At 42.3% G+C, this 21,009-nt stretch carries 24 protein-coding genes and 1 pseudogene; 9 read left to right on the top strand and 16 right to left on the bottom strand.

The window, feature by feature from the left end; all coding sequences use genetic code 11:
- The first annotated feature begins 173 nt into the window (after positions 1 to 173).
- Entirely contained in the window at positions 174 to 1,784 is a 1,611-nt protein-coding gene (locus tag D7V32_RS15400; protein WP_120403716.1) for a Na/Pi cotransporter family protein, read from the top strand.
- On the opposite strand, the gene D7V32_RS15395 is transcribed toward D7V32_RS15400, so the two are convergent.
- The 3 genes from D7V32_RS15395 to D7V32_RS15385 form a co-directional block, all read right to left on the bottom strand.
- A complete protein-coding gene (locus tag D7V32_RS15395; RefSeq protein ID WP_120403715.1) occupies positions 1,756 to 3,129 on the bottom strand; it encodes a dihydrolipoyl dehydrogenase in 1,374 nt (457 codons plus the stop codon). The genes D7V32_RS15400 and D7V32_RS15395 overlap by 29 nt on opposite strands.
- A 270-nt stretch (positions 3,130 to 3,399) precedes the next feature.
- Positions 3,400 to 3,822: a beta-lactamase hydrolase domain-containing protein gene (locus D7V32_RS15390; protein WP_120403714.1), complete on the bottom strand. Its 423-nt coding sequence runs from the start codon at positions 3,820 to 3,822 to the stop codon at positions 3,400 to 3,402.
- A complete protein-coding gene (locus tag D7V32_RS15385; protein ID WP_120403713.1) occupies positions 3,815 to 4,150 on the bottom strand; it encodes a TIGR01244 family sulfur transferase in 336 nt (111 codons plus the stop codon). The genes D7V32_RS15390 and D7V32_RS15385 overlap by 8 nt, the downstream gene beginning before the upstream one ends.
- Positions 4,151 to 4,234: 84 nt before the next feature.
- On the opposite strand from D7V32_RS15385, the gene D7V32_RS15380 reads away from it, so the two are divergent.
- From D7V32_RS15380 to D7V32_RS15370, 3 genes are all read left to right on the top strand, one after another.
- Positions 4,235 to 5,164, top strand: a complete 930-nt coding sequence (locus D7V32_RS15380; protein ID WP_228200233.1) for an alpha/beta hydrolase — start codon at positions 4,235 to 4,237, stop codon at positions 5,162 to 5,164.
- Complete coding sequence (gene trxC / locus D7V32_RS15375) at positions 5,164 to 5,595, top strand: thioredoxin TrxC (protein ID WP_120403711.1); 432 nt, start codon at positions 5,164 to 5,166, stop codon at positions 5,593 to 5,595. Before D7V32_RS15380 ends, trxC begins: the two co-directional genes overlap by 1 nt.
- A gap of 72 nt (positions 5,596 to 5,667) precedes the next feature.
- Positions 5,668 to 6,042, top strand: coding sequence for an acyl-CoA thioesterase (locus D7V32_RS15370; protein WP_407641557.1), 375 nt, complete (start codon positions 5,668 to 5,670; stop codon positions 6,040 to 6,042).
- Between the two features lie 59 nt (positions 6,043 to 6,101).
- On the opposite strand, the pseudogene D7V32_RS15365 reads toward D7V32_RS15370, so the two are convergent.
- The 4 genes and pseudogenes from D7V32_RS15365 to D7V32_RS15350 all read right to left on the bottom strand — a co-directional run.
- Positions 6,102 to 6,467: pseudogene (locus D7V32_RS15365) on the bottom strand (nuclear transport factor 2 family protein); the annotation flags it as partial.
- Positions 6,468 to 6,677 carry a hypothetical protein gene (locus D7V32_RS15360; RefSeq protein WP_120403708.1) on the bottom strand — a complete coding sequence of 70 codons (210 nt, stop codon included), beginning with the start codon at positions 6,675 to 6,677 and terminating at the stop codon, positions 6,468 to 6,470.
- 32 nt (positions 6,678 to 6,709) lie between these two features.
- Entirely contained in the window at positions 6,710 to 7,213 is a 504-nt protein-coding gene (locus D7V32_RS15355) for a DUF4442 domain-containing protein (RefSeq protein WP_120403707.1), read from the bottom strand.
- A 28-nt stretch (positions 7,214 to 7,241) separates the two neighbouring features.
- Positions 7,242 to 7,730: a YajQ family cyclic di-GMP-binding protein gene (locus tag D7V32_RS15350; RefSeq protein ID WP_120403706.1), complete on the bottom strand. Its 489-nt coding sequence runs from the start codon at positions 7,728 to 7,730 to the stop codon at positions 7,242 to 7,244.
- Between the two features lie 91 nt (positions 7,731 to 7,821).
- Here D7V32_RS15350 and D7V32_RS15345 point away from each other — a divergent pair, with 91 nt between their 5' ends.
- Entirely contained in the window at positions 7,822 to 8,136 is a 315-nt protein-coding gene (locus tag D7V32_RS15345) for a rhodanese-like domain-containing protein (RefSeq protein ID WP_120403705.1), read from the top strand.
- A 57-nt stretch (positions 8,137 to 8,193) separates the two neighbouring features.
- Here the strand turns inward: D7V32_RS15345 and mnmC are convergent, their stop codons facing one another.
- The 4 genes from mnmC to D7V32_RS15325 are packed head-to-tail and all read right to left on the bottom strand — an operon-like array spanning position 8,194 to position 11,580.
- Positions 8,194 to 10,107: an FAD-dependent 5-carboxymethylaminomethyl-2-thiouridine(34) oxidoreductase MnmC gene (gene mnmC / locus D7V32_RS15340; protein ID WP_120403704.1), complete on the bottom strand. Its 1,914-nt coding sequence runs from the start codon at positions 10,105 to 10,107 to the stop codon at positions 8,194 to 8,196.
- Positions 10,108 to 10,148: 41 nt separating this feature from the next.
- Positions 10,149 to 10,631 carry a hypothetical protein gene (locus D7V32_RS15335; RefSeq protein ID WP_120403703.1) on the bottom strand — a complete coding sequence of 161 codons (483 nt, stop codon included), beginning with the start codon at positions 10,629 to 10,631 and terminating at the stop codon, positions 10,149 to 10,151.
- A 4-nt stretch (positions 10,632 to 10,635) separates the two neighbouring features.
- On the bottom strand, positions 10,636 to 10,938 hold the full coding sequence (locus D7V32_RS15330; protein ID WP_120403702.1) for a YciI family protein: 303 nt from the start codon (positions 10,936 to 10,938) through the stop codon (positions 10,636 to 10,638).
- Between the two features lie 30 nt (positions 10,939 to 10,968).
- A complete protein-coding gene (locus tag D7V32_RS15325; protein WP_120403701.1) occupies positions 10,969 to 11,580 on the bottom strand; it encodes a septation protein IspZ in 612 nt (203 codons plus the stop codon).
- A gap of 46 nt (positions 11,581 to 11,626) precedes the next feature.
- Here D7V32_RS15325 and D7V32_RS15320 point away from each other — a divergent pair, with 46 nt between their 5' ends.
- Positions 11,627 to 12,478 carry a PHP domain-containing protein gene (locus D7V32_RS15320; protein ID WP_120403700.1) on the top strand — a complete coding sequence of 284 codons (852 nt, stop codon included), beginning with the start codon at positions 11,627 to 11,629 and terminating at the stop codon, positions 12,476 to 12,478.
- A gap of 66 nt (positions 12,479 to 12,544) precedes the next feature.
- Here D7V32_RS15320 and D7V32_RS15315 read toward each other — a convergent pair whose 3' ends face one another.
- Complete coding sequence (locus D7V32_RS15315) at positions 12,545 to 13,456, bottom strand: bestrophin family protein (RefSeq protein WP_120403699.1); 912 nt, start codon at positions 13,454 to 13,456, stop codon at positions 12,545 to 12,547.
- A gap of 54 nt (positions 13,457 to 13,510) precedes the next feature.
- Positions 13,511 to 14,224, bottom strand: coding sequence for a RadC family protein (radC, locus tag D7V32_RS15310; RefSeq protein ID WP_120403698.1), 714 nt, complete (start codon positions 14,222 to 14,224; stop codon positions 13,511 to 13,513).
- A 112-nt stretch (positions 14,225 to 14,336) separates the two neighbouring features.
- On the opposite strand from radC, the gene coaBC reads away from it, so the two are divergent.
- A complete protein-coding gene (gene coaBC, locus D7V32_RS15305; protein WP_120403697.1) occupies positions 14,337 to 15,611 on the top strand; it encodes a bifunctional phosphopantothenoylcysteine decarboxylase/phosphopantothenate--cysteine ligase CoaBC in 1,275 nt (424 codons plus the stop codon).
- A 58-nt stretch (positions 15,612 to 15,669) separates the two neighbouring features.
- On the opposite strand, the gene dusA is transcribed toward coaBC, so the two are convergent.
- On the bottom strand, positions 15,670 to 16,698 hold the full coding sequence (dusA, locus tag D7V32_RS15300; protein ID WP_120403696.1) for a tRNA dihydrouridine(20/20a) synthase DusA: 1,029 nt from the start codon (positions 16,696 to 16,698) through the stop codon (positions 15,670 to 15,672).
- Positions 16,699 to 16,829: 131 nt separating this feature from the next.
- Between dusA and D7V32_RS15295 the strand changes: the two genes are divergently transcribed.
- Positions 16,830 to 17,966: a site-specific integrase gene (locus tag D7V32_RS15295; protein WP_120403695.1), complete on the top strand. Its 1,137-nt coding sequence runs from the start codon at positions 16,830 to 16,832 to the stop codon at positions 17,964 to 17,966.
- Here D7V32_RS15295 and D7V32_RS15290 read toward each other — a convergent pair.
- The gene (locus D7V32_RS15290; RefSeq protein WP_120403694.1) at positions 17,932 to 18,228 is read right to left on the bottom strand and encodes a pyocin activator PrtN family protein; all 297 of its coding nucleotides are present in this window, start codon (positions 18,226 to 18,228) and stop codon (positions 17,932 to 17,934) included. The two genes, D7V32_RS15295 and D7V32_RS15290, sit on opposite strands and share 35 nt — an antisense overlap.
- Before the next feature lie 156 nt (positions 18,229 to 18,384).
- Between D7V32_RS15290 and D7V32_RS15285 the strand changes: the two genes are divergently transcribed.
- On the top strand, positions 18,385 to 19,581 hold the full coding sequence (locus D7V32_RS15285; protein ID WP_120403693.1) for a hypothetical protein: 1,197 nt from the start codon (positions 18,385 to 18,387) through the stop codon (positions 19,579 to 19,581).
- Between the two features lie 77 nt (positions 19,582 to 19,658).
- On the opposite strand, the gene D7V32_RS15280 is transcribed toward D7V32_RS15285, so the two are convergent.
- Positions 19,659 to 20,552 carry a hypothetical protein gene (locus D7V32_RS15280; protein WP_120403692.1) on the bottom strand — a complete coding sequence of 298 codons (894 nt, stop codon included), beginning with the start codon at positions 20,550 to 20,552 and terminating at the stop codon, positions 19,659 to 19,661.
- Between the last annotated feature and the right edge of the window lie 457 nt (positions 20,553 to 21,009).

Here is a 21,009-nt window from a genome sequence, read left to right as displayed (position 1 = left end):
AAAAAAAAAGAAAATGAATAGAATAAAATTAGGCTTTTAGGCGAGATATTAATTGGCGGTGAACTAAATAAAGTGTAAATGGACAACTTGTATTTATTGAATATGGAAGTGTAGAAAATAGACTGTAATTATGTAATATTCTGATTATTATTAATTTTTAAAAGTATAACAAAGTGTTTGATGTCATTGTACAGCTATGTGGCGGAATAGGACTATTTCTATTAGGCATGACGTTGATGACTGATAGTTTAAAAGAGATGGCGGGCGAAACACTGCGATTGTGGCTGACTAAATTTACAGGTTCACCTTTTACTGCGCTGTGCTCGGGTATGGGGTTTACTTTAGCTGTTCAGTCATCTACAGCAACGACTTTAGCAACAATTGGTTTTGTTAGTGCGGGGGTCTTAACTTTTAGTCAGGCTATCGGTGTCATTATTGGCGCAAATATCGGTACGACCAGCACTGGCTGGATGGTCGCTTTATTGGGTGTGAAGTTTTCAATTACGAGTTTTGCTTTGCCGCTGATTGCAGCTGGCGCAATATTGAAACTTCTGACACATGGCCGCATTGCCTTATTTGGTTTATGTATTGCAGGTTTTGGTCTAATCTTCTTTGGTATAGATCAGCTTCAGACAGCAATGGCAGGATTTGCTGCACGTGTTGATTTATCCGTTTTTTCAACGCAAAGTATCGCCTCTCAGTTACTGCTGGTTGTCATTGGCATCATTATGACGGTCTTGCTGCAGTCATCGAGTGCTGCCATTACTGCAACTTTAGCTGCTTTAGCTAGTCAGGCAATTCAGTTAGAACAGGCATTGCTTCTGGTCATTGGTCAAAACGTCGGTACTGTTGCAACGGCTGTATTGGCGGCCATTGGTGCAAGTGTAAATGCACAGCGCACGGCGAGTATCCATGTGCTTTTTAATATGGTTAGCGCAGTTTTGGCGTTCTTTATTTTAGTGCCATGTTTTATGTGGCTGTATAAAACGCAAGATTATTTTTCGCAGCTTGATCATGTGTTGATAGTGGCTGCATTTCATACGGTATTTAGCCTTTTGGGCGCATGTTTGATGATGCCTTTAATTCATCAGGTCGAAATGCTGATTCGAAAACTGATTCCAGAACGTGAAGCAGGCTATGGCCAATATCTCGATCAAGCCAGTCTGTCTGTGCCGACACTTTCAATCGCTGCAGCAGAGCGGGTTTTATTTTTAAATATTCATGATCAGCTGAATGTGTTAAAAAATGCCCTGCAAAATGGTGAACAGCCCGGCAATAAGAAATTGGGTGATTTTGATCTGCTGTTGACCCAACTGGATCAATATATCGTAAAAATCACATTGCCGGATTCAGGCGATGATCGGGAAGGGCTGGTCACTTTGCTGCGCCTTATGGTATATGCCAAAGTGCTTCGCAATGATTTAGAAAATTTAGAATGCGCAGTACAGATACGTACACAGCCTAAGTTATTTCAAACCGCACTGGATTATGCTCAGATTCTTGAAAAATATATAGATTCATTATTTCTGCGGCAGGATAAAATACAGAGTATCGATTTTCAGCATGAATTGCTGAACTTAAAACAGCAAACTGCGCTTGAACGTAAAGCTTCCAGGAACAGTATTATTGAATATGCTGCGCTGAATCATTTAAGTGCATCTAAAAATTTAAAGCTGCTGGAGTCTCAGCGCTGGCTAGAGCAGTTAATCGCGCATAGCCAGCGTTTGGTGAATGTGCTGAGTGAGGCAGAGCTTCTTAACGCAGCTGCCGGCGGGCATGTTTGAAAGCGGTTCTCAGGCCTTCTTCTAAGGTTGGATGATAGTAGGCCTGATTCAATATATCTTCTAAGGTTGCATTTTGCTGAATCATCCAGCAAAGTAAATGAGCCATATGCTCCGCAGCTGGGCAAAACATTTCAGCGCCAAGCAGCTGATGTGTTTTACGGTCAATATAAACTTCTGCGCCGCCTTGATTTTGACCTAATACAATCGCGCGGCCTTGTTTTTCAAACGAAGCAAAACCTGTGATAAAATCAATTTTATTTTTTGTCAGCTGCTGAAAGCTTTGGCCCGCGCTCGCCATTTCTGGCGAGCAGAACACAATCCCTAAAGGGGTTAATTTTTTATTTTTTGCAGGGTTTTTAAAGTTTAAACAGTTGATGGCTGCCTGTTTTCCTTCATGTGCTGCTTCGTGCTGTACAGGAGCTGCAGTAAAAGCATCGCCTGTGATGAAGATTGGCAAGTCAGCCAGCTGTTTGGTATCTGAATGGATAGGCAATTTTTTTAAGTCTTGAAAATCACTGCAGATTTTTTGCAGATTTAAGCTTTCTAAGTTACTGCGGCGGCCTGTGGCTGCTAAAACATAATCTGCTGTAATTTTCTGTTGCTGACCATTTTCTATAAAAGAAATTTCTGCGCCAGCAGCGGTATTTTTGATCGATTCTGGCAGGATTTCAAACTTAATATCTAATTCTGCGCTTAAAACTTGCTGTGCTAAATTTTGCAAATGCGGACTGCTTAAGGTGCCGACTCTTCTGCTGCGTGCAAAAACTGCAGTTTTAACGCCTAGGCGGTGCATAGCTTGTGCCAATTCAATAGCAATAACACCGCTGCCAATGACAGCGAGTGATTCGGGTAAAGTTTCTAATTCAAAAATTTGATCTGAAGTAATCAGGCGGCGGCCAAGTGTTTGCTGCCATTCTGCATTGATCGCTGGAGTGGAACCCACAGCTAAAATGAAAGCTTTAGCCTGATACTGGCTGCCATTTACTTCTACTGTTGAAGAATCAATGAAGGATGCTTTGCCTGAAATTTTGTGTTCATCGGGCCATTGATTGACATCTCTTAATGTTGCTGCAGTAAAGCGGTCCCGCAGCTGACGGACATGAGCCATCACTTTTGATGTATCAATAGTGCCTTCAAAGTTCAGTGCAGTTTCTTCTGCATGCTGGATGCCATGCATGCGGTTAGCGGCTGAAATGAGGACTTTGCTCGGCATACAGCCGACACGGGCACAGGTCGTGTCCCAAGGGCCATCATTGATAATTAAGAGGTTTTGTGTATGTTTAACGGCTTCTTTATAAGCCGAAATGCCAGCTGTGCCAGCGCCGATAATAATTAAATCATACATACAATAGAGCCCTTATGACATTGCGCTGTGAGCAGCGTTAAAAATGCAGTGTACAGATACTTAGAATGGTAGATATGGCAGATGTGATCAAGGTGTATTTTATTTCAACACTGAAAGAGCTGGCGGCGCAATAAAAAAACAGCGCTGCGGCGCTGTTTTTTTGCGACTCAGAGGGCGGTTCCGACAGAGACGCCAACTGTTGGTTTGACATTCATTGAACTGCAGCCGCTGAGGAAAAACAATGTGCAGACGGCTGCTGCGAGCAAGAATTTATTCATGCAGTAAACCTTGATGTTGAGCCTGCTGAAATAAAGCTGTTGAGCGGGAGCCGCTGCGGCAAATCAGCAAAACGGGTTTTGGAAGCTCATTATAGTATTTGGCAAACTCTTCAATGTCTGTTTGAGATATTTTACCGCTTATAACAGGTTGGTAAATGACGCTCACATGAGATCGTTCTGCAATTTCGCGCAGGGTATTCACAGGTGCTGCATTGCCGGTTTCCTGATCTGGGCGGTTGACAATAACCGATTTAAATCCTTGTTTCAGCAAAGCTGAAAACTTTGGCTCTGTCATTTGTCCAGCGACACTGACTTGACTGTTAAGCAGTTTACTCAGCTTATCATCAGCCCAAACTGCAGCAGAAAATGTCAGCCCAAGGCATAAAACCGCTGAGCTGAAAAGCTGTTTAATCATCCAGCAAATCCATTTGTTTTGCGAGCTGATAAAGGTTGTTTGAACGGTTGCCAGTACGGCAGAACATTAAAACGGGTTTTGGCAATTCATTGAAATGATTGGCAAAAGTTCTTACATCTAATTCAGTGATTTGGCCTGCAACCACTGGCTGGAATACGTAGTCCAGATTTGCATTGCGGGCAGCATCTTCAATTTGAGCGCTTGTTGGCTGATCTGGGCCGCCTTCCATATCTGGACGGTTATTAATAATTGACTTGAAACCTTTCTCAACAATTTGTTCTACATGTTCTGGACTGATTTGACCAGCAAAGCCGACATTTTCGCTCATAGTGCCACTCCATAATTAAAAGAATAGGGTTATGCTTTATGATAGCATTAAGCGCTTAATTCGGCGTGATGTATTAAAAGATTAATAAATAATAGCTATTATTATGATGGAGCGCGTATGCAGGCTTATACGGTTGAACCGCTGTATGTCAAAAGCGGTCAGGAAGTGATTGCTGCAGATTTTTACCGCCCGAAAACAAATCAGCCTTCTGCTGTCGTGATTATGGCGCACGGATTTGCCTGCCTTCGACATTTTAAATTGGTTCAATTTGCAAAGTGTTTTGCTCAAGCTGGGTATGCTGTTGTACTGTTTGATTACCGGTATTGGGGCGGGAGTACGGGCAGGCCGCGTGAGCTGGTTAGTATAAAAGAACAGCTGAATGACTGGCGGACCATGCTGATGCATGTCGCGCAGCGTAAATCGATAGATAACCGGAAAATCGTGCTGTGGGGCATTTCACTCAGTGCAGGTTATGTCTTGGACATTGCATCTGAAAATAAAAATATACAGGCAGTCATTGCTTTAAATCCTTATATCGACGGTGCAGAAAGTGCAAAGCAATATCCGCTGCAGCTGCTGCCAAAAGCTTTAAAAATCTCTAGCCAAGACTATATGGGAGCGAAAGTCGGCATGTCGCCGCGGACTTTAGCTGTGACAGATGCATCGGGTCTGTGTTTTGTACAGACGCCAGATGTGCATGCGGGTTATCAGTCAATTGTGCATCCAGATTATTATTGGAGCGGGCAAGTGCCGGCAAGGGTGTTTTTTAATCTGGTCCGTTACCGCCCAATTCAGAATTTGCGTAAGATTGCGGTTCCTGTACTGTATATTGCCTCGAAGAATGATAGTCTGATTCCTATTGAATCCAGCCGTGAAGCTGCTACAAATATCGCACCTTATGCTGATTATTATGAATGGGATATGGCGCATTTTGATATTTATCATGGTCAGTGGTTTGACCAGGCGATGGCGCTGCAGCTGGACTTTTTAAATCAGCATGTCGGAGTAAAGTGATGATTATTGTATGCCCAAGCTGCAATGCAAAAAATCGTGTCCCTGAAGATAAATTGACTGAGCAGCCGACTTGCGGCCAGTGCCATAGTGCTTTGGTGCCTCTAGCGCCGATTGAGCTGAATGAGCAGAATTTCAGCCAGTTTATTACAGGCAGTGATTTGCCTATTTTTATTGATTTATGGGCAGAGTGGTGCGGTCCCTGCAAGATGATGGCGCCTCATTTCGAGCAGGTTGCAAAGCAGTATCCAAATGTCATTTTTGCTAAAATCAATACCGAAGAAAATCCGCGTCTGAGCAGCGCATTTAATGTGCGCAGTATTCCGACATTGGTATTGATGAACAAAACCACTGAACTTGCTAGAATAAGCGGAGCGCTGCGTTCAACTGAATTGAAGCAGTGGCTAGACCAGCAATTAACAGCCCAGAATTAATGAAAGCTTGGAGTTAAAGTGTCAGATACTCATTTAAAACCAGAAGGTACGCTATCCCTTCAAACGATTGCTATGCCTGCAGATACAAACTGGAGCGGTGATGTATTCGGCGGCTGGATTGTGTCGCAGATGGACTTGGCAGGTGCAATCCATGCTGAACGTTTCAGTAAAGGCCGCTGTGCGACGATTTCTATTAATGAAATGACATTTTTGGTCCCAGTTAAAGTGGGTGATGTGATCAGCTGCTATACCAAAATTTTAAAAGTCGGCAACACTTCCATTCAAATGCAAATTGAAGTGTGGGACAGCCATGACAGCTCACGTCCGCCTGTGCGTGTGACTGCTGGCGTATTTACCTTTGTTGCTGTTGATGTCAAAGGTGCAAAACGTCAAATTCCAGATGAAGCGAAGCAGCTGTTTGCCGCCAATGCTCAAGTGAATGCTTAACATTGGAAATCAAAAATCCCAGCAGATGCTGGGATTTTTTATGGAGTGAATATAAAGGTTTAAAACATTGTATTGGTATTGGCGCTTTGCTCAGGGATCTCCTGCTGTACATCCCAATGTTCAATAATTTTGCCCTGTTCAACACGGAAAATATCGACGATAGCTGTACCGCGGCCTGCTTTATTTTGCTGTGCATGAACATGCAGCATGACTAAATCATCTTCTGCAATTGCACGTTTAATGGTGTTTTTGGCTGTTGGATGGTCTTTAAAGTATTGAGTGAAATAATCGACAAATGGAGCCTTGCCATCTGGTGCATCCGGGCTGTGCTGAATATAGCGACTGCTGATACAACGGTTTGCAAATTGTTGAACCTGATGCTGGATAAAAACACCATTATAAAAGTTGATCACGGTTTGTTTATTTTACTCAGCAAGGCTATTTTTTTGAGTACTGTGCTGTACAGCAGGGGCTGCATGTACTTGTGCTAAAACGGGGCTAAGCAGCAAAGCGGCTGTAAGAATCATTATTTTCATTGATTTCGCTTTCTTGGTTGAGATTGCTTTATCTTGAATGCAGGAAAAGCCTGACCATAGTTCTATTTTGTGTGCCGCTGGTGCCAATTTGGTAAGCATTATACTTACCTAATAGTAAGTTTGATTTACAATTATTTCTTTTTCAGGTAGGACTTTTTTACCCATGCCCAAAGCATTTCACATTGTATAGGCGCTTCGCCAGATTCATCTGTCACTGTGACTTGAACTAAGGTTTCACCGCGGTCAGTCGTGCGCATTAAATGCTGCTGTTCGGCTGTGAGCGTTGCAGTTGCCTGCATTGCGCCTTTGCTTGGGCGCTGGAAGTCGATCTTAAAGGATTTAATCAGCACAATCGCGCTGTCAGGCACATTCATTGCTGTGACGAAGCCTGTGGCTGTTTCTGCGATCAGCGCCATCGCGCAGGCATGCAGCTGGCCAATATGGTTTTGCATGGCTTTATGATTAGCCAAGCTTACCGTTACCTGTGAAGGGCTGACTTCCAAATAGCGGATTTTGGCAGAACCGACCATCGGGACGATTTTACCAAAAGCTTTCGACCATAGCGCAGTGCGTATGCTTTGCGGAAATTTCGAAGTTGAACTGACCAGCTTAGATAAACGGTTATTCTGCGCCATGATTCCTCTGCTTGGCAGGAAGCCTGCCTTAATCTTTAAAGTTATTGAACTGTAAAGGCACACCGAACTGCTGTTCTTTTAAGAACGCCATCACTTGCTGCAGTGTATCGCGCTTCTTGTCAGTTACACGGATTTTGTCGCCTTGAATAGAAGATTGCACTTTAATGCCGCTTTCTTTAATGGCTTTATTAATTTTTTTTGCGGTATCAGAGTCAAGACCGTCTTTCAGTTTAATCACTTGCACGATATTTTTGCCTGACGCGGTCATTTTTTGCGGATCGAGCGCTTGAATATCAACTTTACGTTTAAAAAAATGGTTTTCCAGCATGCTGTAAACTTGTTCACATTGGAAGTCGCTTTCAGTGCTGATTTTAATTTCTTTATTTTTTTCGTTCAGTTCGATAGAAACGTCCTGTCCGCGGAAGTCAAAACGGGTCGCAATTTCTTTTTGCGTGTTTTGAACTGCATGATTTACCTCAAAAACTTCTAATTCTGAAACAATATCGAAAGAAGGCATGGTTTAGACCTTTACAAAGGGAAAGAATATCTGAGATGCTAGGGATGTTTTCTTCATTTGCCAAGTGTTGTTTACATCAAAGGAGTGCGCAATGATCCGTAAACAAGAAATTACAACATTTGAGTTCCCAGCTGATGCCATTATCTGGGATGTCCGTGACGCAAGCTCGTATACTGAGGCTCACCTGCAAGGTGCAGTGAATCAGCCGATTGCAGACTTGTCAGCAGATAGCTTGACTCAGGTGTCAACGGATCAGCCAATTTACATATTATGTGGTGGCGGAAGTAAAGCTCCGCGTGCAGCTGAACTTTTAGAGGGTTTTGACAGCGGCCGCGAATATGTTGTACTCATGGGCGGTACACGTGCAGCTCGCGCTGCAGGTTTGCCCTTGATTGAAGGCGTTTAATCTGCCTGAAAAAAAGCGCCGTAAGGCGCTTTTTTAATGTCTGCAGTTTGAGTGCCGCTATTTTGTTTTGGCTTCAGCCTGAAAATAAGGCTTTTTCGCTTTCACTTTCTTCTTAAAGCGTTCACTGCTGAGCTTATTCAGTAATGAGATAGGCACAGGGCAGACTTCACCCAAAATTTGCGCAGCCAGAATTTCACTGCATAAAGGCGCAAATAGAAAACCTTTAGAACCTAAACCTGCAAAACTGTAAATTTCTGCATTTTCTGCGGTTTTTCCCAGTATAGGAAAATAGTCTAATGTTTGTGCGCGGACTGAGGCGCGGCCGTGCCAAGTCTCTGCTGGCGGCAGCTGTTCTGCGTACTGTGGAAATACACTGTGGATAAGTTCATAGTTATGCACATGATCTTCTAAGAGCACTTCACTGTCATCGCGGTTTGGATAAAATGATGCGCCTAAAATCATTTGCTCAGCATTCAGCTGCATGCAATAGCCGCCATAGCTGTAAGCTTGGTCCGCAGGCAGCGGCGCTTTGCTGTTATTTAGCCAGCTGACTTGACCGCGGATGGGTTTCAGCAAAGGATAGTGTTCTGTCAGCTGCATGCTGTGACGCGCTGCGCAGATAACTGCATGGTCATATTCACCCAGCAGCCGATCATTTGCTGTGAGTTGAACAGCTGCGCCATATGGCTGAATGCAGCTGACTTCTGCTTGCTGAAATTCAATCAGCGCATGCTGCAGGATTTGATCACGCAGCTGATGCGGAGATACCGCGCCTGCATAATTTAAACTGAGGCTTGGATATGCAGAGACGGGGTGCTGAGAACTTTTCTGCTGGCAACTGGCAGCATGGGCATCGAGCAGGTCATGCGGATAGGCTGCAGCTAAACTGAGCAATTCATCCGCTTTTTTCAGCGCCAGCTGACGGACCTGAATGGGTCTGAATGCTTCAAATTTTGCATAGTGGCGCATGGCATGCTGCCAAGTAAGCGTCATCAGATGTTCAGCGCTTTGCTCAATGGGACAGAGTTTTGGGTTCAGCAGGGCTAAGGGATTGCCAGAACCGCCTGCTAAAGGCGCAGATTGGTCAAATAAACGCACTTGATGTCCGCGCTGCGCTAAGGCCCATGCACAGCTTAAACCGGCAATGCCAGCCCCTACAATTGCAATATGACGCTGTCTATGTGCCGTTGGCTGCAATGTTTTTTTTTCTGCTGGAGCAGGGTTCGATTCATCCGCTTCTGTGGGCAGCCAGACGGCTTTCAACATTTCACGCTTATGACGGTAACCGCGTGGGCGGCTAATTGAAATCCCATGTTTTTTTAGCCCGCGTTTTAAGACGCCAGCAACACTGAATGAAGAAAAAGTCGTGCCGTGGCCTGATAGGCGGACAATATGATCCAGTACATTTTCTTCCCAGAGGTCTGGATTGCAGGAAGGCGAGAAGCCATCTAGGAACCAGGCTCGAATCTGCTGGGTTTTGGGCATGACAGGAAAGGCGTCTTGTGCATCGCCCAGCCATAAGTCCAGGCTAAAGCGTTCTTCTGGAAAAGAAAGGCGGTGGCAGCCTGCAATAGGCAGCGGATATTGCGCTATCAGCTGCTGTGCTAAAGGCTGCAGCTCAGGCCATGCCTGTAAAGCACGGATTAAATCAGCTTTTTTGAGCGGAAATTTTTCAACAGATACAGCGTGCAGATGACTGTGATTATCTGGCCGCGCCTGCTGCCAAAGCTGCCACAGCGCTAAAATATTTAAACCTGTGCCAAAACCTGTTTCTCCGACACAGAAATATTCAAAATCCTGTAATTTGCTCAGGCGTTCAGCCAGATCATTGCCATTTAAAAATACATGCCGGGTTTCAAACAGCCCGTTATCTCTGGAGAAATACACATCTCCAAATTGTTGAGAAAAAGGAACTTCAATTCCGTCTATCAGTTGCCAATCCAGATTGGCTGTTTGAATGCTATTCGACAACGCTGAGCCGCCTTACACAATTACCAGAACAAACTATAATTTTACCACTGACGGCGGCGTTTAGTATGGATGTAGCTGGCAAGTAAAAAACCAAGCAATACACCTACGGCAATGGTCATTGCACCGTAGAGGAACATCTGCGCGCTGCGTTCACTTTGAAGCACTTGTACCTGTACACCTAAGCTGTCATTTTTCAGCTGCAGCTCTTGGTTTTGCGCCAGTGCTTCAAGATTGGCTTTTTCCAGCTGCTGTAAACGCGTCAGCTGGTCCTTGACCATGGCTTTGATTTTTGCATCTTGCAGCGCTTTATTTTTTATTTGCTGCTCAACAGTCAGCGCTTTATTGTCCGCTGTAAGAGCGGAAACTGCTGGCTGTGCAGAAGCCTGCATAATGCTGGGTTTATTTGCAGGTAAAGTCTGCGGCACAGCTGCAGCAGCAGGCGCTGCCGTTGGCGCAACTTCAACAGCCCATGCAGAGCTAAAGACAAGAGAGAAGCCTAAAAAGGCGGTTACAGCAGCGCGCATGAACTTATCCTTTAGGAAAGGCTTTATTAAAAAGTTTTACGTCAATATGGCCGTAAACCCCTTCTTTTAAAAATGGTTCTTCCTGCAGCCATGCATCCAGCGCTTCACGGCTGTCAAAATCGACGATAATTGTACTGCCATAAAAGCCTGCTTGCGGATTGCTTGGGTCTTTCGGCATTGCGCCTGCTGCAATTAAACGGCCTTCGGCATCTAACTGCTCTAAGCGTGCTAAATGCTGCGGGCGTACAGCAAGGCGTTTTTCAACTGTACCTTCGTTATCAGTACAGCTTACGACAAAAAATGGCATGTGATTTTCTCGATTTTTAAACTGGAAGAATTATTCAGATGTCTTAAAGTATTTACGCAATACAATAAACTGAATAATGATAAAGGAAAACATCACGATCATGTCGCCGAATGCAGTGAATTCGCCCCAATATTTTCCGCCCATAAATAAATAAGCAAAGAAAACGTGTAAGCCTGACATCACCATGAACATCAGGGCCCATGCATAGTTCAGTTTTTTCCAGCCTTGAGCGCTTAATTCAAGTACCGGACCAAATAAGCGTTCAATGAGAGGCTTGCGGTCTTTGCTGAACCATGGCGAAAGCAAAAATGCGCCGGCAAAGACTAAATTCAGCAGCACGGCTTTTAAACGGATATAAAAGTCATCGCTTAAAATCAGGGTAATGCCGCCAAAAATAACGGTCATGAACAGCACAATCCATTGCTGTTTGTCTAAGCGGAATTTTTGAATGCAGAATAGAGCGCCGTAAACCAGCAGCATTGAGAACATTAGACCAGTGGTTGCCACTAAAATATTGTTATTGTCGATGCCGCCTGCCGAGCCGATAAACTGAAGCAGAGGATGGTAGGTATCTTTTGGATCTACAGTTTTATATAAATAAAAGAAAATAATGAGTGGCACAAAGTCTAAAAGTGCTTTCATGTTAGAGTATCTAATCTCTGATCAAATAAATGACATAGTATAAGTGATGCTAGGCGTAGATTTACATACACACAGTAATATTTCTGATGGAACTTTGTCTCCGGAACAGCTCGTGCGCGCAGCCCATAAAATAGGCATTCAGACTTTGGCGTTGACAGATCACGATACGATGGATGGCTTAAATCTCGCTGCAAGTATTGCGCAGGAACTAGGTTTACGCCTAATTTCAGGTGTGGAAATATCCAGTCAATGGTCACGCCCAGCCACAAAAAAAACTTATGGTGTGCATATTGTGGCGCTGAATATGCAGCATCCAGCGCCGCTGCTGGCGGTGCTTGAGCAGCAGAAACAGATCCGTGCGGTACGCGCCAAACAAATTTGCGATTTGCTGATTCCTCTCATTGGTGAAGACATTTATCACGATGTCGTCGCTAAAGTCGATCATGTGCCAGACCGTGTGACCCGGACGCATATTGCCAAAACTTTAGTGGAAAAAGCTTATGTCAGCCGCGCACAGCAGGCTTTTGATAAATATATCAAAGAAGGCAAAAAAGCTTATGTGAAGTTTGAAGGCTTGGGTTTAGAAGATTGTATCCGCGTCATTCATGAAAGCGGCGGCTTCGCGGTGCTGGCGCATCCAACCCGCTATGATCTGTCTGCGACTAATATCCGTTATTTGATTGAAATATTTGCAAAATATGGCGGTGATGCAGTGGAGCTTCCGCCAGCCATTGAGCCTTTGGGCACACGCCAGATGGTTGACCGTATGATTGCGGAATTTGGCTTAAAGGTATCCGTGGGCAGTGATTATCATGGTGACAACATGCCATGGATTAAACTGGGCAATATTCCGCGAGTGAATGAAGGGCAACAAGGCGTGTGGGAAAGTTTTGTTTGACCTCTCCCTTTTGCGCAGCAGTGCTGCTCATCTCCTAGAAGGAGAGGGTTAGGGAGAGCTAATCCATCAAAGTAAATTATTATCCTGCGCTTGAATGGGCGGCGGGGTGGGTTTGCCCAAAGTGCCCAGCAGTTCAATTTCAATGGTGCGCACCATAGAATCCAGCGGCAAGTCATTGCTTTGTGTGCCAAAAGGTTCTTCAATTTCGGAACTTAATGCATCTAATCCTAAGAATGTATAAGCTAAAATACCGACCAATAGGGGCGTGGCTAAACCTAAAGTTGAGCCCAAACTCAGCGGCAGCATAAAACAGAAGAAATACACGGTGCGGTTCAGCAATACAGAATATGCAAAAGGCAGCGGCGTGGTGGCAATACGGTCACAGCCTGTCTGTACGATACTCAGCTCCATAACGTGCTGATTCATTTGTGCATAAATAATGTCAGAAATTTCCCCATCCTTCATGGCTTGCATCAGCTCCCATTGAATGAGACTCAGCGTATACTGCGGGGCATTGGCCTGCTGATAAAGCTGGGTCAGCGCTTGCTGACTCATGCCGCTGGTTTGTACTAATTCTGTCGGGTTGGCCGTCTGATGGCGCAGGCGGTCACGCAGTACATTGGCAAATACAATAACATGCTGAATGACGCGTTCACGGCGGCCTTGGCTCAGTAAACGGCAGTCACGGTCAAAGTGGCGCGAGTTCGCAATGAGCACACCCCAAAGGCGCCGCGCTTCCCACCAGCGGTCATAGCAGGCAGAGTTTTTAAAGCCTAAGAAAATAGACAGCACCACCCCAATTAAGGTGAAGCCGACCAAAGGCAGCTCAGGAAAATGAAAAACATTAATATAAGATAGACCGCCGATGACAGTAGAGAGCAGCATGACCACGCCAAGCGGCGGTAAAACTTTGGGCAAAATAGTGCCGCGCCATGAAAAAAGCAGCTTAAAAACACTAGGCTGATCTCGTACTATCATTTTATAAGTATCAGTATAAATTTGAGCTGATCTTCTTATGCACAGCAACCTTTGTCAACTATTTTGAAGCGCCGTACGGGCTGAACAAATGAGCTTATGTTCAGCAAAGGAAAAATTGCCTTCGGCCGCAATAATGCAGTGGTCAATCAGCTGGATTTCAACCAATGCGCAGGCATGCCGAATTTGTTCGGTCAGCCTTAAATCGGTCTCGGAAGGCTGTGCTTTGCCCCAAGGATGATTATGCGCAATGACAATGGCGCTGGCATGCTGTGAAATCGCATAGCGCAGCAGCTGATTGATCGAAATTTCACAGCTGTTTAATGCGCCAAAAAATAATTTTTTAAAGTTTATTTTTCTTAAATGCGCATCTAAACAAAGTACGGCAAACACCTCTTGCACCTCACTTAAAAACTCAAAGCGTAAAAAGTTGATGAGTGCTTCGGAGTGATCCAGCTGCAGCGGCTTTTGCTGAAACTGCTGCGCAATATAGCGTTTACCTAATTCTTTGACGGCCATCAGCTGTGCATATTTGCTGGCGCCAATGCCATGGAATTGGCTTAAATCATGGAGCTGAGCATCCAGTATGGGGCTTAAACTGCCGAAATGCTGAATCAGCAGGCGGGCGAGCTCCACCGCAGAGTGCTGCTGTGAACCAGAGCGAAGAAAAATAGCCAGTAATTCGGCATCAGACAAGCTTTGAGCGCCTTGATGCAGCAAACGTTCCCGCGGCCGTTCTTGTTCAGGCCAATTTTTAATCGAAAAATTCATTTTTGTTAGACTTTTTTATTATCAGTGTATTGGGTTTTTCCAAGGCGAATCTTGGGTTAGGGCATATTTAATGCTATTGTGAGCGCCACTGCAACAGATAGGTAGCCTGTTCGTGAGTTTCGATCTAAGCGTAATTCCAAACAAAAACATTCTTTTAGCTGTTACTGGCGGTATTGCTGCCTATAAAAGTGCAATTTTAGTCCGCCGTCTGAAAGATGCTGGCTTTGACGTGCGTGTGGTGATGACTGAAGGCGCGCAAGCTTTTATTACGCCGCTGACATTTCAGGCCCTTTCGGGAAATCCTGTACATACGGCTCTATTAGATCCTGAAGCTGAAGCAGGCATGGGGCATATTGAGCTGGCGCGCTGGGCAGATCTGCTGCTGGTCGCACCGGCATCATGTGACACGCTGGCAAAATTTGCTGCTGGCTTAGCAGATGATTTGCTTTCAACTTTATATTTAGCGACAAAAGCGCCTGTGTGGGTTGCGCCTGCAATGAATCAGCAAATGTGGGCAGCCAAAGCGACACAGCGCAATTTAAATACGCTGATTGAAGATGGCGTACATGTAATTATGCCAGATGCAGGTTCACAGGCTTGCGGTGATGTTGGTTTAGGCCGTATGCCTGAGCCAGAAGACCTTGCGCGTCAGGTAACTGAGTATTTCCACCGCGCACAGCGTGTAATTGCAGAAAAGTTTGGATTGCTGGCTGGCAGGCATGTGGTGATTACAGCAGGCCCTACGCGCGAAGCGATTGATCCTGTACGTTATATTTCAAACCATAGTACAGGTAAAATGGGTTTTGCCTTGGCCGCAGCCTGTTATGCCGCTGGCGCAAAAGTGACCTTGCTGGCTGGACCAGTCAGTCTGGATACGCCAAATGGTGTACGGCGCGTAAATGTGCAGTCAGCTATGCAGATGCTGGAGCGCAGTATGGAACAGCTGGAGCAGGGCTGTGACATCTTTATTGCAACGGCAGCTGTGGCGGATTACCGTGTGGCTGAAGTTGCAGAACATAAGATTAAAAAAGCGGGCGATGAGCTGAACGTTTCTTTAGTTAAAAATCCAGATATCGTGGCCACCATTGCGCAGCAGCCGAAGCGTCCATTTATGGTGGGCTTTGCCGCTGAAACCCGCAATGTTGAAGAATATGCAGCGGGCAAACTGGTTGCGAAGAAACTCGATATGATTGCCTGCAATGATGTATCACGTCCAGATATTGGCTTTGCTTCGGATGAAAATGCCATGATCGTATTTTTTGCAGAGCAATATGCCATGCAAAAACGTGACTTGGAAAAAGCATCAAAGCAGGACATTGCGCAGCAATTGGTTGAGGCAATTCATGATGCGCTTCATCATGAACCGCAGCAGGATGAATTTGCTTAAGTCTCAGGTTTAGCGCTAAAAAAGCCCTCAAAATTGAGGGCTTTTTTACATTTATGATTTATTCAGCTTTAGCGGCTTGATTGTCTCGGATATAGTCTTCCGTGCGCTGAATGGCATCTTTCATATTTTGAATGGCATTTTCAATGTCAGCAAAAGTTTTGGCATTGCCGCCGCTTAAAGCCTGACGCCATTTACGTGCACCCGGCAAGTTTTGGAACAGGCCTAAAATATGGCGGGTAATAATCGAAAGCGGTGCGCCTTCTGCCATACGCTGAGAAATATAGGGCAGCATTTGTTCGATAATATCGAAGCGGTCTGGCGCTTCTAAGTTCCACAATTGACCTAATTCAGCCAATAAATATGGATTGTGATAAGCCTCACGGCCAATCATGACACCATCGACATGTTGTAAATGAGCTTGAGTTTCAACAAAAGTCTTAATTCCGCCATTAATTTCAATCAGCAGATTCGGACGTTCCTGTTTTAAACGATAGACATCTTCATAACGAAGCGGCGGCACTTCACGGTTTTCTTTAGGTGAAAGGCCCTGCAGTAAAGCAATACGCGCATGCACAATAAAATTGTCACAGCCTGTTTTGGCTACGGTATCGACAAAGTGCAGCATTTCTTCATAAGAATGCATGTCATCAATTCCGATACGGTGTTTGACTGTGACTGGAATATCCACAGCATTGCGCATTTCTGCTATGCATTCTGCAACCAAGTCTGGCTCTGCCATCAGGCATGCGCCAATTTTATTGTTTTGTACGCGGTCACTTGGACAGCCGACGTTTAAATTGACCTCGTTATAACCCCAGTCCTGCGCCATTTTTGTACAAGCGGCTAAGTCTTTAGGATTTGAGCCGCCCAGCTGTAAAACAATCGGGTGTTCTTCTTTGCTGTAATCCAAATGGCGTTTTGCATCACCATGGATAATTGCACCTGTGGTCACCATCTCAGTATAGAGAATGACATTGGGATTAAACAGACGGGCAAAGAATCGATAATCCTTAGTGGTCCAATCCATCATCGGTGCAACACTGATTCGTGGAAGCTTTGTGTTAGTTGGGTTATCTGAAATATTCATTTAAATTCAACCTATTAAATCAGAATTGCATGCAAGTTATTTAACTCTATTTCGCGCCATTTTACACTTTTTGTAATTTGATTTACGCCTTAAATGCGCCATAATAGCTATAAGGAATTTAGGGCGTAAATATGGGAACAATTACACAACGCAAATTGGTTAATGGAGTAATACGCTTTCGTGCCGAAATCCGGATTAATCGCAAAGACTTACCTGCTTATAAAGAAAGTAAAACTTTTGGATCAAAAAAAGTAGCAGCAGCTTGGTTGGTACAACGTGAAGCTGAAATAGAGCAAAACCCTGAAATTCTTTTTGGTCAGGAAGATGTAATTGACTTAACTCTTTCAAATGCCATTCTGAAATATTTAGCAGAGGTTGGTGGTGAGTATGGAAGAACAAAAACATATTCGCTGAAACTTATTCAGAAGTTTCCAATCGCGCGGCATATTATCACAAAAATTAAACCCACTCATATTGCTGAGCATGTGGCCTTACGTAAAGCTGGTATTGCTAGTTTAGGTTTAACACCTATTGCTTCAAGTACACTTCAACATGAGCTATTACACATTAGAGGCGTTTTATCTCATGCAACTGTTATGTGGGATATTGATATCGATTTGAATTCGTTTGATAAAGCAACTTCACAATTAAGAAAGACACGTCAAATATCATCAAGTAAAAAAAGGGATCGACTTCCAACAAATGAAGAATTAATAACACTGACAAAGTATTTTGCTCAGAAGTGGAAAAATCCTAGCTATAGCTACCCAATGCATTTAATCATTTGGTTTGCTATTTATTCGTGTAGACGTGAAGCGGAGATCACTAGAATGGAGCTTACTGATTATGATCAGCATAATCAGTTATGGAAAATTAGGGATTTAAAGAACCCAGCTGGTTCAAGAGGTAATCATAAAGAGTTTCATGTTTTATCACCTTGCAAACAAATAATTGATCTACTAATGAATTCTGATATAAGAAATAGGATGCTAAAGAGGGGCTATTCTGCCGAATATTTGATTCCTTTAAGTCCTAAAACAATAGGCGGGGAGTTTAGGAAAGCCTGTAAAATTCTTGGTATTGAGGATTTAAAATTTCATGATTTAAGGCACGAGGGGTGTACGCGGTTGGCTGAACAGGGGTTTACTATCCCCCAGATACAGCAAGTGAGTCTGCATGATTCATGGGGGAGTTTAGAGCGTTATGTCTCAGTTAAGAAAAGAAAAAAGACAATTAATTTTCAGCAAGTGATAGAGAGTGCTTTGTGATAAGTTCGTAATCTTTAGCATAGTCTTCATAATTTTTATTTAGAACAAATGCCAAATCAATGATATCGACAAAATATGGTGCTTTTTGGGTTCTATCTAGCTTGTAACAAACGAATGGGAAGTCGTTTTTGCGGGCTTTTTCAAGTAATTTCGCTTTGCTTAAATGTGGATAGTAAATGGTTCCAACTTGATCTAAAGTTGGAGTCATTGTTCTAAATTGCATGAATAAGTAATCTGATAAATTCATTTTTCCAGTTTTCATATCTGTATTTCCTAAAGTTATTTACTAAATTTCCAGAATCATTGGTATCCGTACGGGAGGCGTATAACACTAATAAATTCATTGAAATAATTGTAAAAGAGAAGAAATAAGGAATAATGAGGAAATAAAGGTAACTTTTTTACTCATAGAGTGATCATGTCAAAAACTGAAGAAATTCAAAGTAGCGCCATTAAAATTTTAGATTATTTGTATTTTTATGACATTGTTGCCATGGAAACATTTTCGAATAAAAAATTAGAATTTTATGAGCAGCTTTCTCAATCATTAAAATTAATCGTTCAAAAGAGACAATATGAAGGATTGAGGGCAGAGCACTACAAACATTTGTTGCTGTTCGGTATTGATCTAGACGCTTCGTATTTGGATGATCCGTTAGAATCATTAGTGGACGACAATGAGCGTTTTATTCGTACTTTGAATGAGAGGTTATGTTCACAAGTTGTGATGGCAAGTTTTAGCTTGGATGAGTTTGAGGAAGACTTAAATAGTCTACTGGACGAATACTCAATAGCTCTGATGGATAGTGCTTTATATTATAAAATTATTAGTCAGTTTCTTTGCTATGAATTTGACAATATAACTATTGGGGTCCTTATCAAATTTCTGGACTTCAATTTTTTAGAACTGACCAAGTACAAAAAAGCATACCAAAATAATAAGAGTGAAATTACTCAACATTTTCTAGATAAACTCTTTTTTAGAGCAATGTTGTATTTAGAATTTGAAGCATTTAAAAATGAGCTCCTTCGGGAAAGCCAAAAATATGAAAAACAAATAGATTTTAATAACTTAGATGATGCTGAAAGAATAGCATCGTCAATGTTAAGTAGATCAAAAGCAAAAGCTCTTAAAGATATTGATTTTGCAAAAATTTCAAAAATAGATCTGTGCAAGACGAATGCCTTAAAAGATTATGTAATCAACATTGAATCACGATTAGGGCATAATGCCATTTTTTCAAATGGCATAGCTAAGTGGATCAGTCTGCTAGGTGCTTGGCACTTAATGCGCGTTAAAAAAACAAATTTGGATAAATCATTGTATAGGGAAACACCTGTAAGTATTCACGAGGCTGAAATAGCTTGTTCAGAAATAGCCAATAAGGAAATGCTCACCTACGGTTTTTCAACTTCTGAAAGGAATTTACGTGATTGGCATAATGTTGTTTTTAGGCCTTATGAGTCAATTCGACTCTTAGTAGATGAAGTTAATAAAAAAGAATATTATGGAATTTTAGAGCCCATACTTACAGATTACTTTTTTTATGATCCAATGATTGGCGATGCCGCGAAGAATGCTTTTGATAAATTTCATGCTAGTTTTAAAAAGTAGTTCTTATTTGTATGATTCAAATTCGTAGAACTCAATCCTTTTAACTTGGTTGAGTTCTAGGGATTAGAAATATGTTATCAATCGTATAGAGGCCTTCCTATTGGTGACATACACTCTTTCGCAAAGCACTCATTAATAAGTTTTTCAAGAACACGTTCCTCACTTAAATTGTATTTAAACGAGAGCGTTTGAAGAGACTCTTTTGCTTTTTTCGTAAGAGCATAATAATTAGGTTTCTTAACCTTTTTCTCTTCTCTATGCTTTTTTTGATACCAAGCGTTGTTGAGTTTTTTACGAAGTGCATAATGAATATTCTCATCTTCTATATAAATAAGATCAAACATTGTGTTAATGAGTACTTCATATTCAGAAATATCTAGAGCATTCTTTCTGTACTTACGAAACTCTGGATTATCATTTATATATTGTTTTGCCCATATGAAAAATTCATTATTAGCAAATTTAAAATGGTGATTGAATTTTGAATAAACTTTATCAAAGTCCCTTTGTAATATTTCAATTTTTCTAGGATTTTCAAAAAAATAAGAAAATGTATAAGCCATATAAAGGAACTTAAAATAAGGGTTTTTGAGTTGACTAATTTTCCGTTCAGCTATTTGAGAGCACATACTTTCGCAAGCAAAGTTTAGAAATCTCTGGTTACTTGCCATTTGTGAGTATTCAATTATGGAGCTTTTAATTGATGATCTATGCTTTTTTAAGTCATATAGAAAGTCGTCGATAGTTCTATCATCTTCCTTTTCAAAAAAATCGATCACAATTTTTTTTATGCTTTTAAGTTTTTCTATGCAATTCAGGATTTCAATCTCTGTCTCAATGATATGACTTTCATCATCGGAAGTACGATATGAATCTGGTCGTTTAAACACATATAGAACCCATATGAAATCTTCATCACGGAGTTGGGCCAAGTAGGACTTTAAATCATTTAATGCAGTGCTGTTGTTCATGAAGTAACCTTGTTATGAAAAGCTTACGTCATACTTTAGATAAATAAATCAATAGCTTCTAGTAATTTTTTCGTGTTGTTTCACATTGTTTTGCATTATTTTTTTAAATGCTTTTCATACATTCTAATGAATGCTAAAACGGCTCCAAGCCCCTATTGAAGGAGAAGTGATTGATTGAGTTTTTGGGAAATTTGTATATGGGAAGTTATGTGTTGAAAAAATAGGAAAGGTAATGAGTTGAAAAGTGACACATAACTTTTTTCACATCTGATATTTTTTGTATAGGAGAATGAGTCAGGCTTTTTGGGCCCATGCATAGTCAGAAACAATGAAGCAGCATTTTATTTCACGTATCTTTTATGTGGGTTTTAAATTTTAGTGTGCAGGTTATTAATATTATTAATTAATAACCTATTAATTAATAATCTCTGGAGAATATTTATATAAATCAATTTTA

The organism is Acinetobacter tianfuensis (assembly GCF_003611465.1).
GTDB lineage: Bacteria > Pseudomonadota > Gammaproteobacteria > Pseudomonadales > Moraxellaceae > Acinetobacter > Acinetobacter tianfuensis.
This window is presented reverse-complemented; position numbering and strand designations above follow the sequence as displayed.

Coding starts and splice junctions, on each gene's coding strand:
- D7V32_RS15395 (WP_120403715.1), bottom strand. CDS start 3,129: ATGTATGATTTAATTATTATCGGCGCTGGCACAGCTGGCATTTCGGCT.
- D7V32_RS15390 (WP_120403714.1), bottom strand. CDS start 3,822: ATGATTAAACAGCTTTTCAGCTCAGCGGTTTTATGCCTTGGGCTGACA.
- D7V32_RS15385 (WP_120403713.1), bottom strand. CDS start 4,150: ATGAGCGAAAATGTCGGCTTTGCTGGTCAAATCAGTCCAGAACATGTA.
- trxC (WP_120403711.1), top strand. CDS start 5,164: ATGATTATTGTATGCCCAAGCTGCAATGCAAAAAATCGTGTCCCTGAA.
- D7V32_RS15370 (WP_407641557.1), top strand. CDS start 5,668: ATGCCTGCAGATACAAACTGGAGCGGTGATGTATTCGGCGGCTGGATT.
- D7V32_RS15360 (WP_120403708.1), bottom strand. CDS start 6,677: ATGCTTACCAAATTGGCACCAGCGGCACACAAAATAGAACTATGGTCA.
- D7V32_RS15355 (WP_120403707.1), bottom strand. CDS start 7,213: ATGGCGCAGAATAACCGTTTATCTAAGCTGGTCAGTTCAACTTCGAAA.
- D7V32_RS15350 (WP_120403706.1), bottom strand. CDS start 7,730: ATGCCTTCTTTCGATATTGTTTCAGAATTAGAAGTTTTTGAGGTAAAT.
- D7V32_RS15345 (WP_120403705.1), top strand. CDS start 7,822: ATGATCCGTAAACAAGAAATTACAACATTTGAGTTCCCAGCTGATGCC.
- D7V32_RS15335 (WP_120403703.1), bottom strand. CDS start 10,631: ATGCGCGCTGCTGTAACCGCCTTTTTAGGCTTCTCTCTTGTCTTTAGC.
- D7V32_RS15330 (WP_120403702.1), bottom strand. CDS start 10,938: ATGCCATTTTTTGTCGTAAGCTGTACTGATAACGAAGGTACAGTTGAA.
- D7V32_RS15325 (WP_120403701.1), bottom strand. CDS start 11,580: ATGAAAGCACTTTTAGACTTTGTGCCACTCATTATTTTCTTTTATTTA.
- D7V32_RS15320 (WP_120403700.1), top strand. CDS start 11,627: ATGCTAGGCGTAGATTTACATACACACAGTAATATTTCTGATGGAACT.
- D7V32_RS15315 (WP_120403699.1), bottom strand. CDS start 13,456: ATGATAGTACGAGATCAGCCTAGTGTTTTTAAGCTGCTTTTTTCATGG.
- radC (WP_120403698.1), bottom strand. CDS start 14,224: ATGAATTTTTCGATTAAAAATTGGCCTGAACAAGAACGGCCGCGGGAA.
- dusA (WP_120403696.1), bottom strand. CDS start 16,698: ATGAATATTTCAGATAACCCAACTAACACAAAGCTTCCACGAATCAGT.
- D7V32_RS15295 (WP_120403695.1), top strand. CDS start 16,830: ATGGGAACAATTACACAACGCAAATTGGTTAATGGAGTAATACGCTTT.
- D7V32_RS15290 (WP_120403694.1), bottom strand. CDS start 18,228: ATGAAAACTGGAAAAATGAATTTATCAGATTACTTATTCATGCAATTT.
- D7V32_RS15285 (WP_120403693.1), top strand. CDS start 18,385: ATGTCAAAAACTGAAGAAATTCAAAGTAGCGCCATTAAAATTTTAGAT.
- D7V32_RS15280 (WP_120403692.1), bottom strand. CDS start 20,552: ATGAACAACAGCACTGCATTAAATGATTTAAAGTCCTACTTGGCCCAA.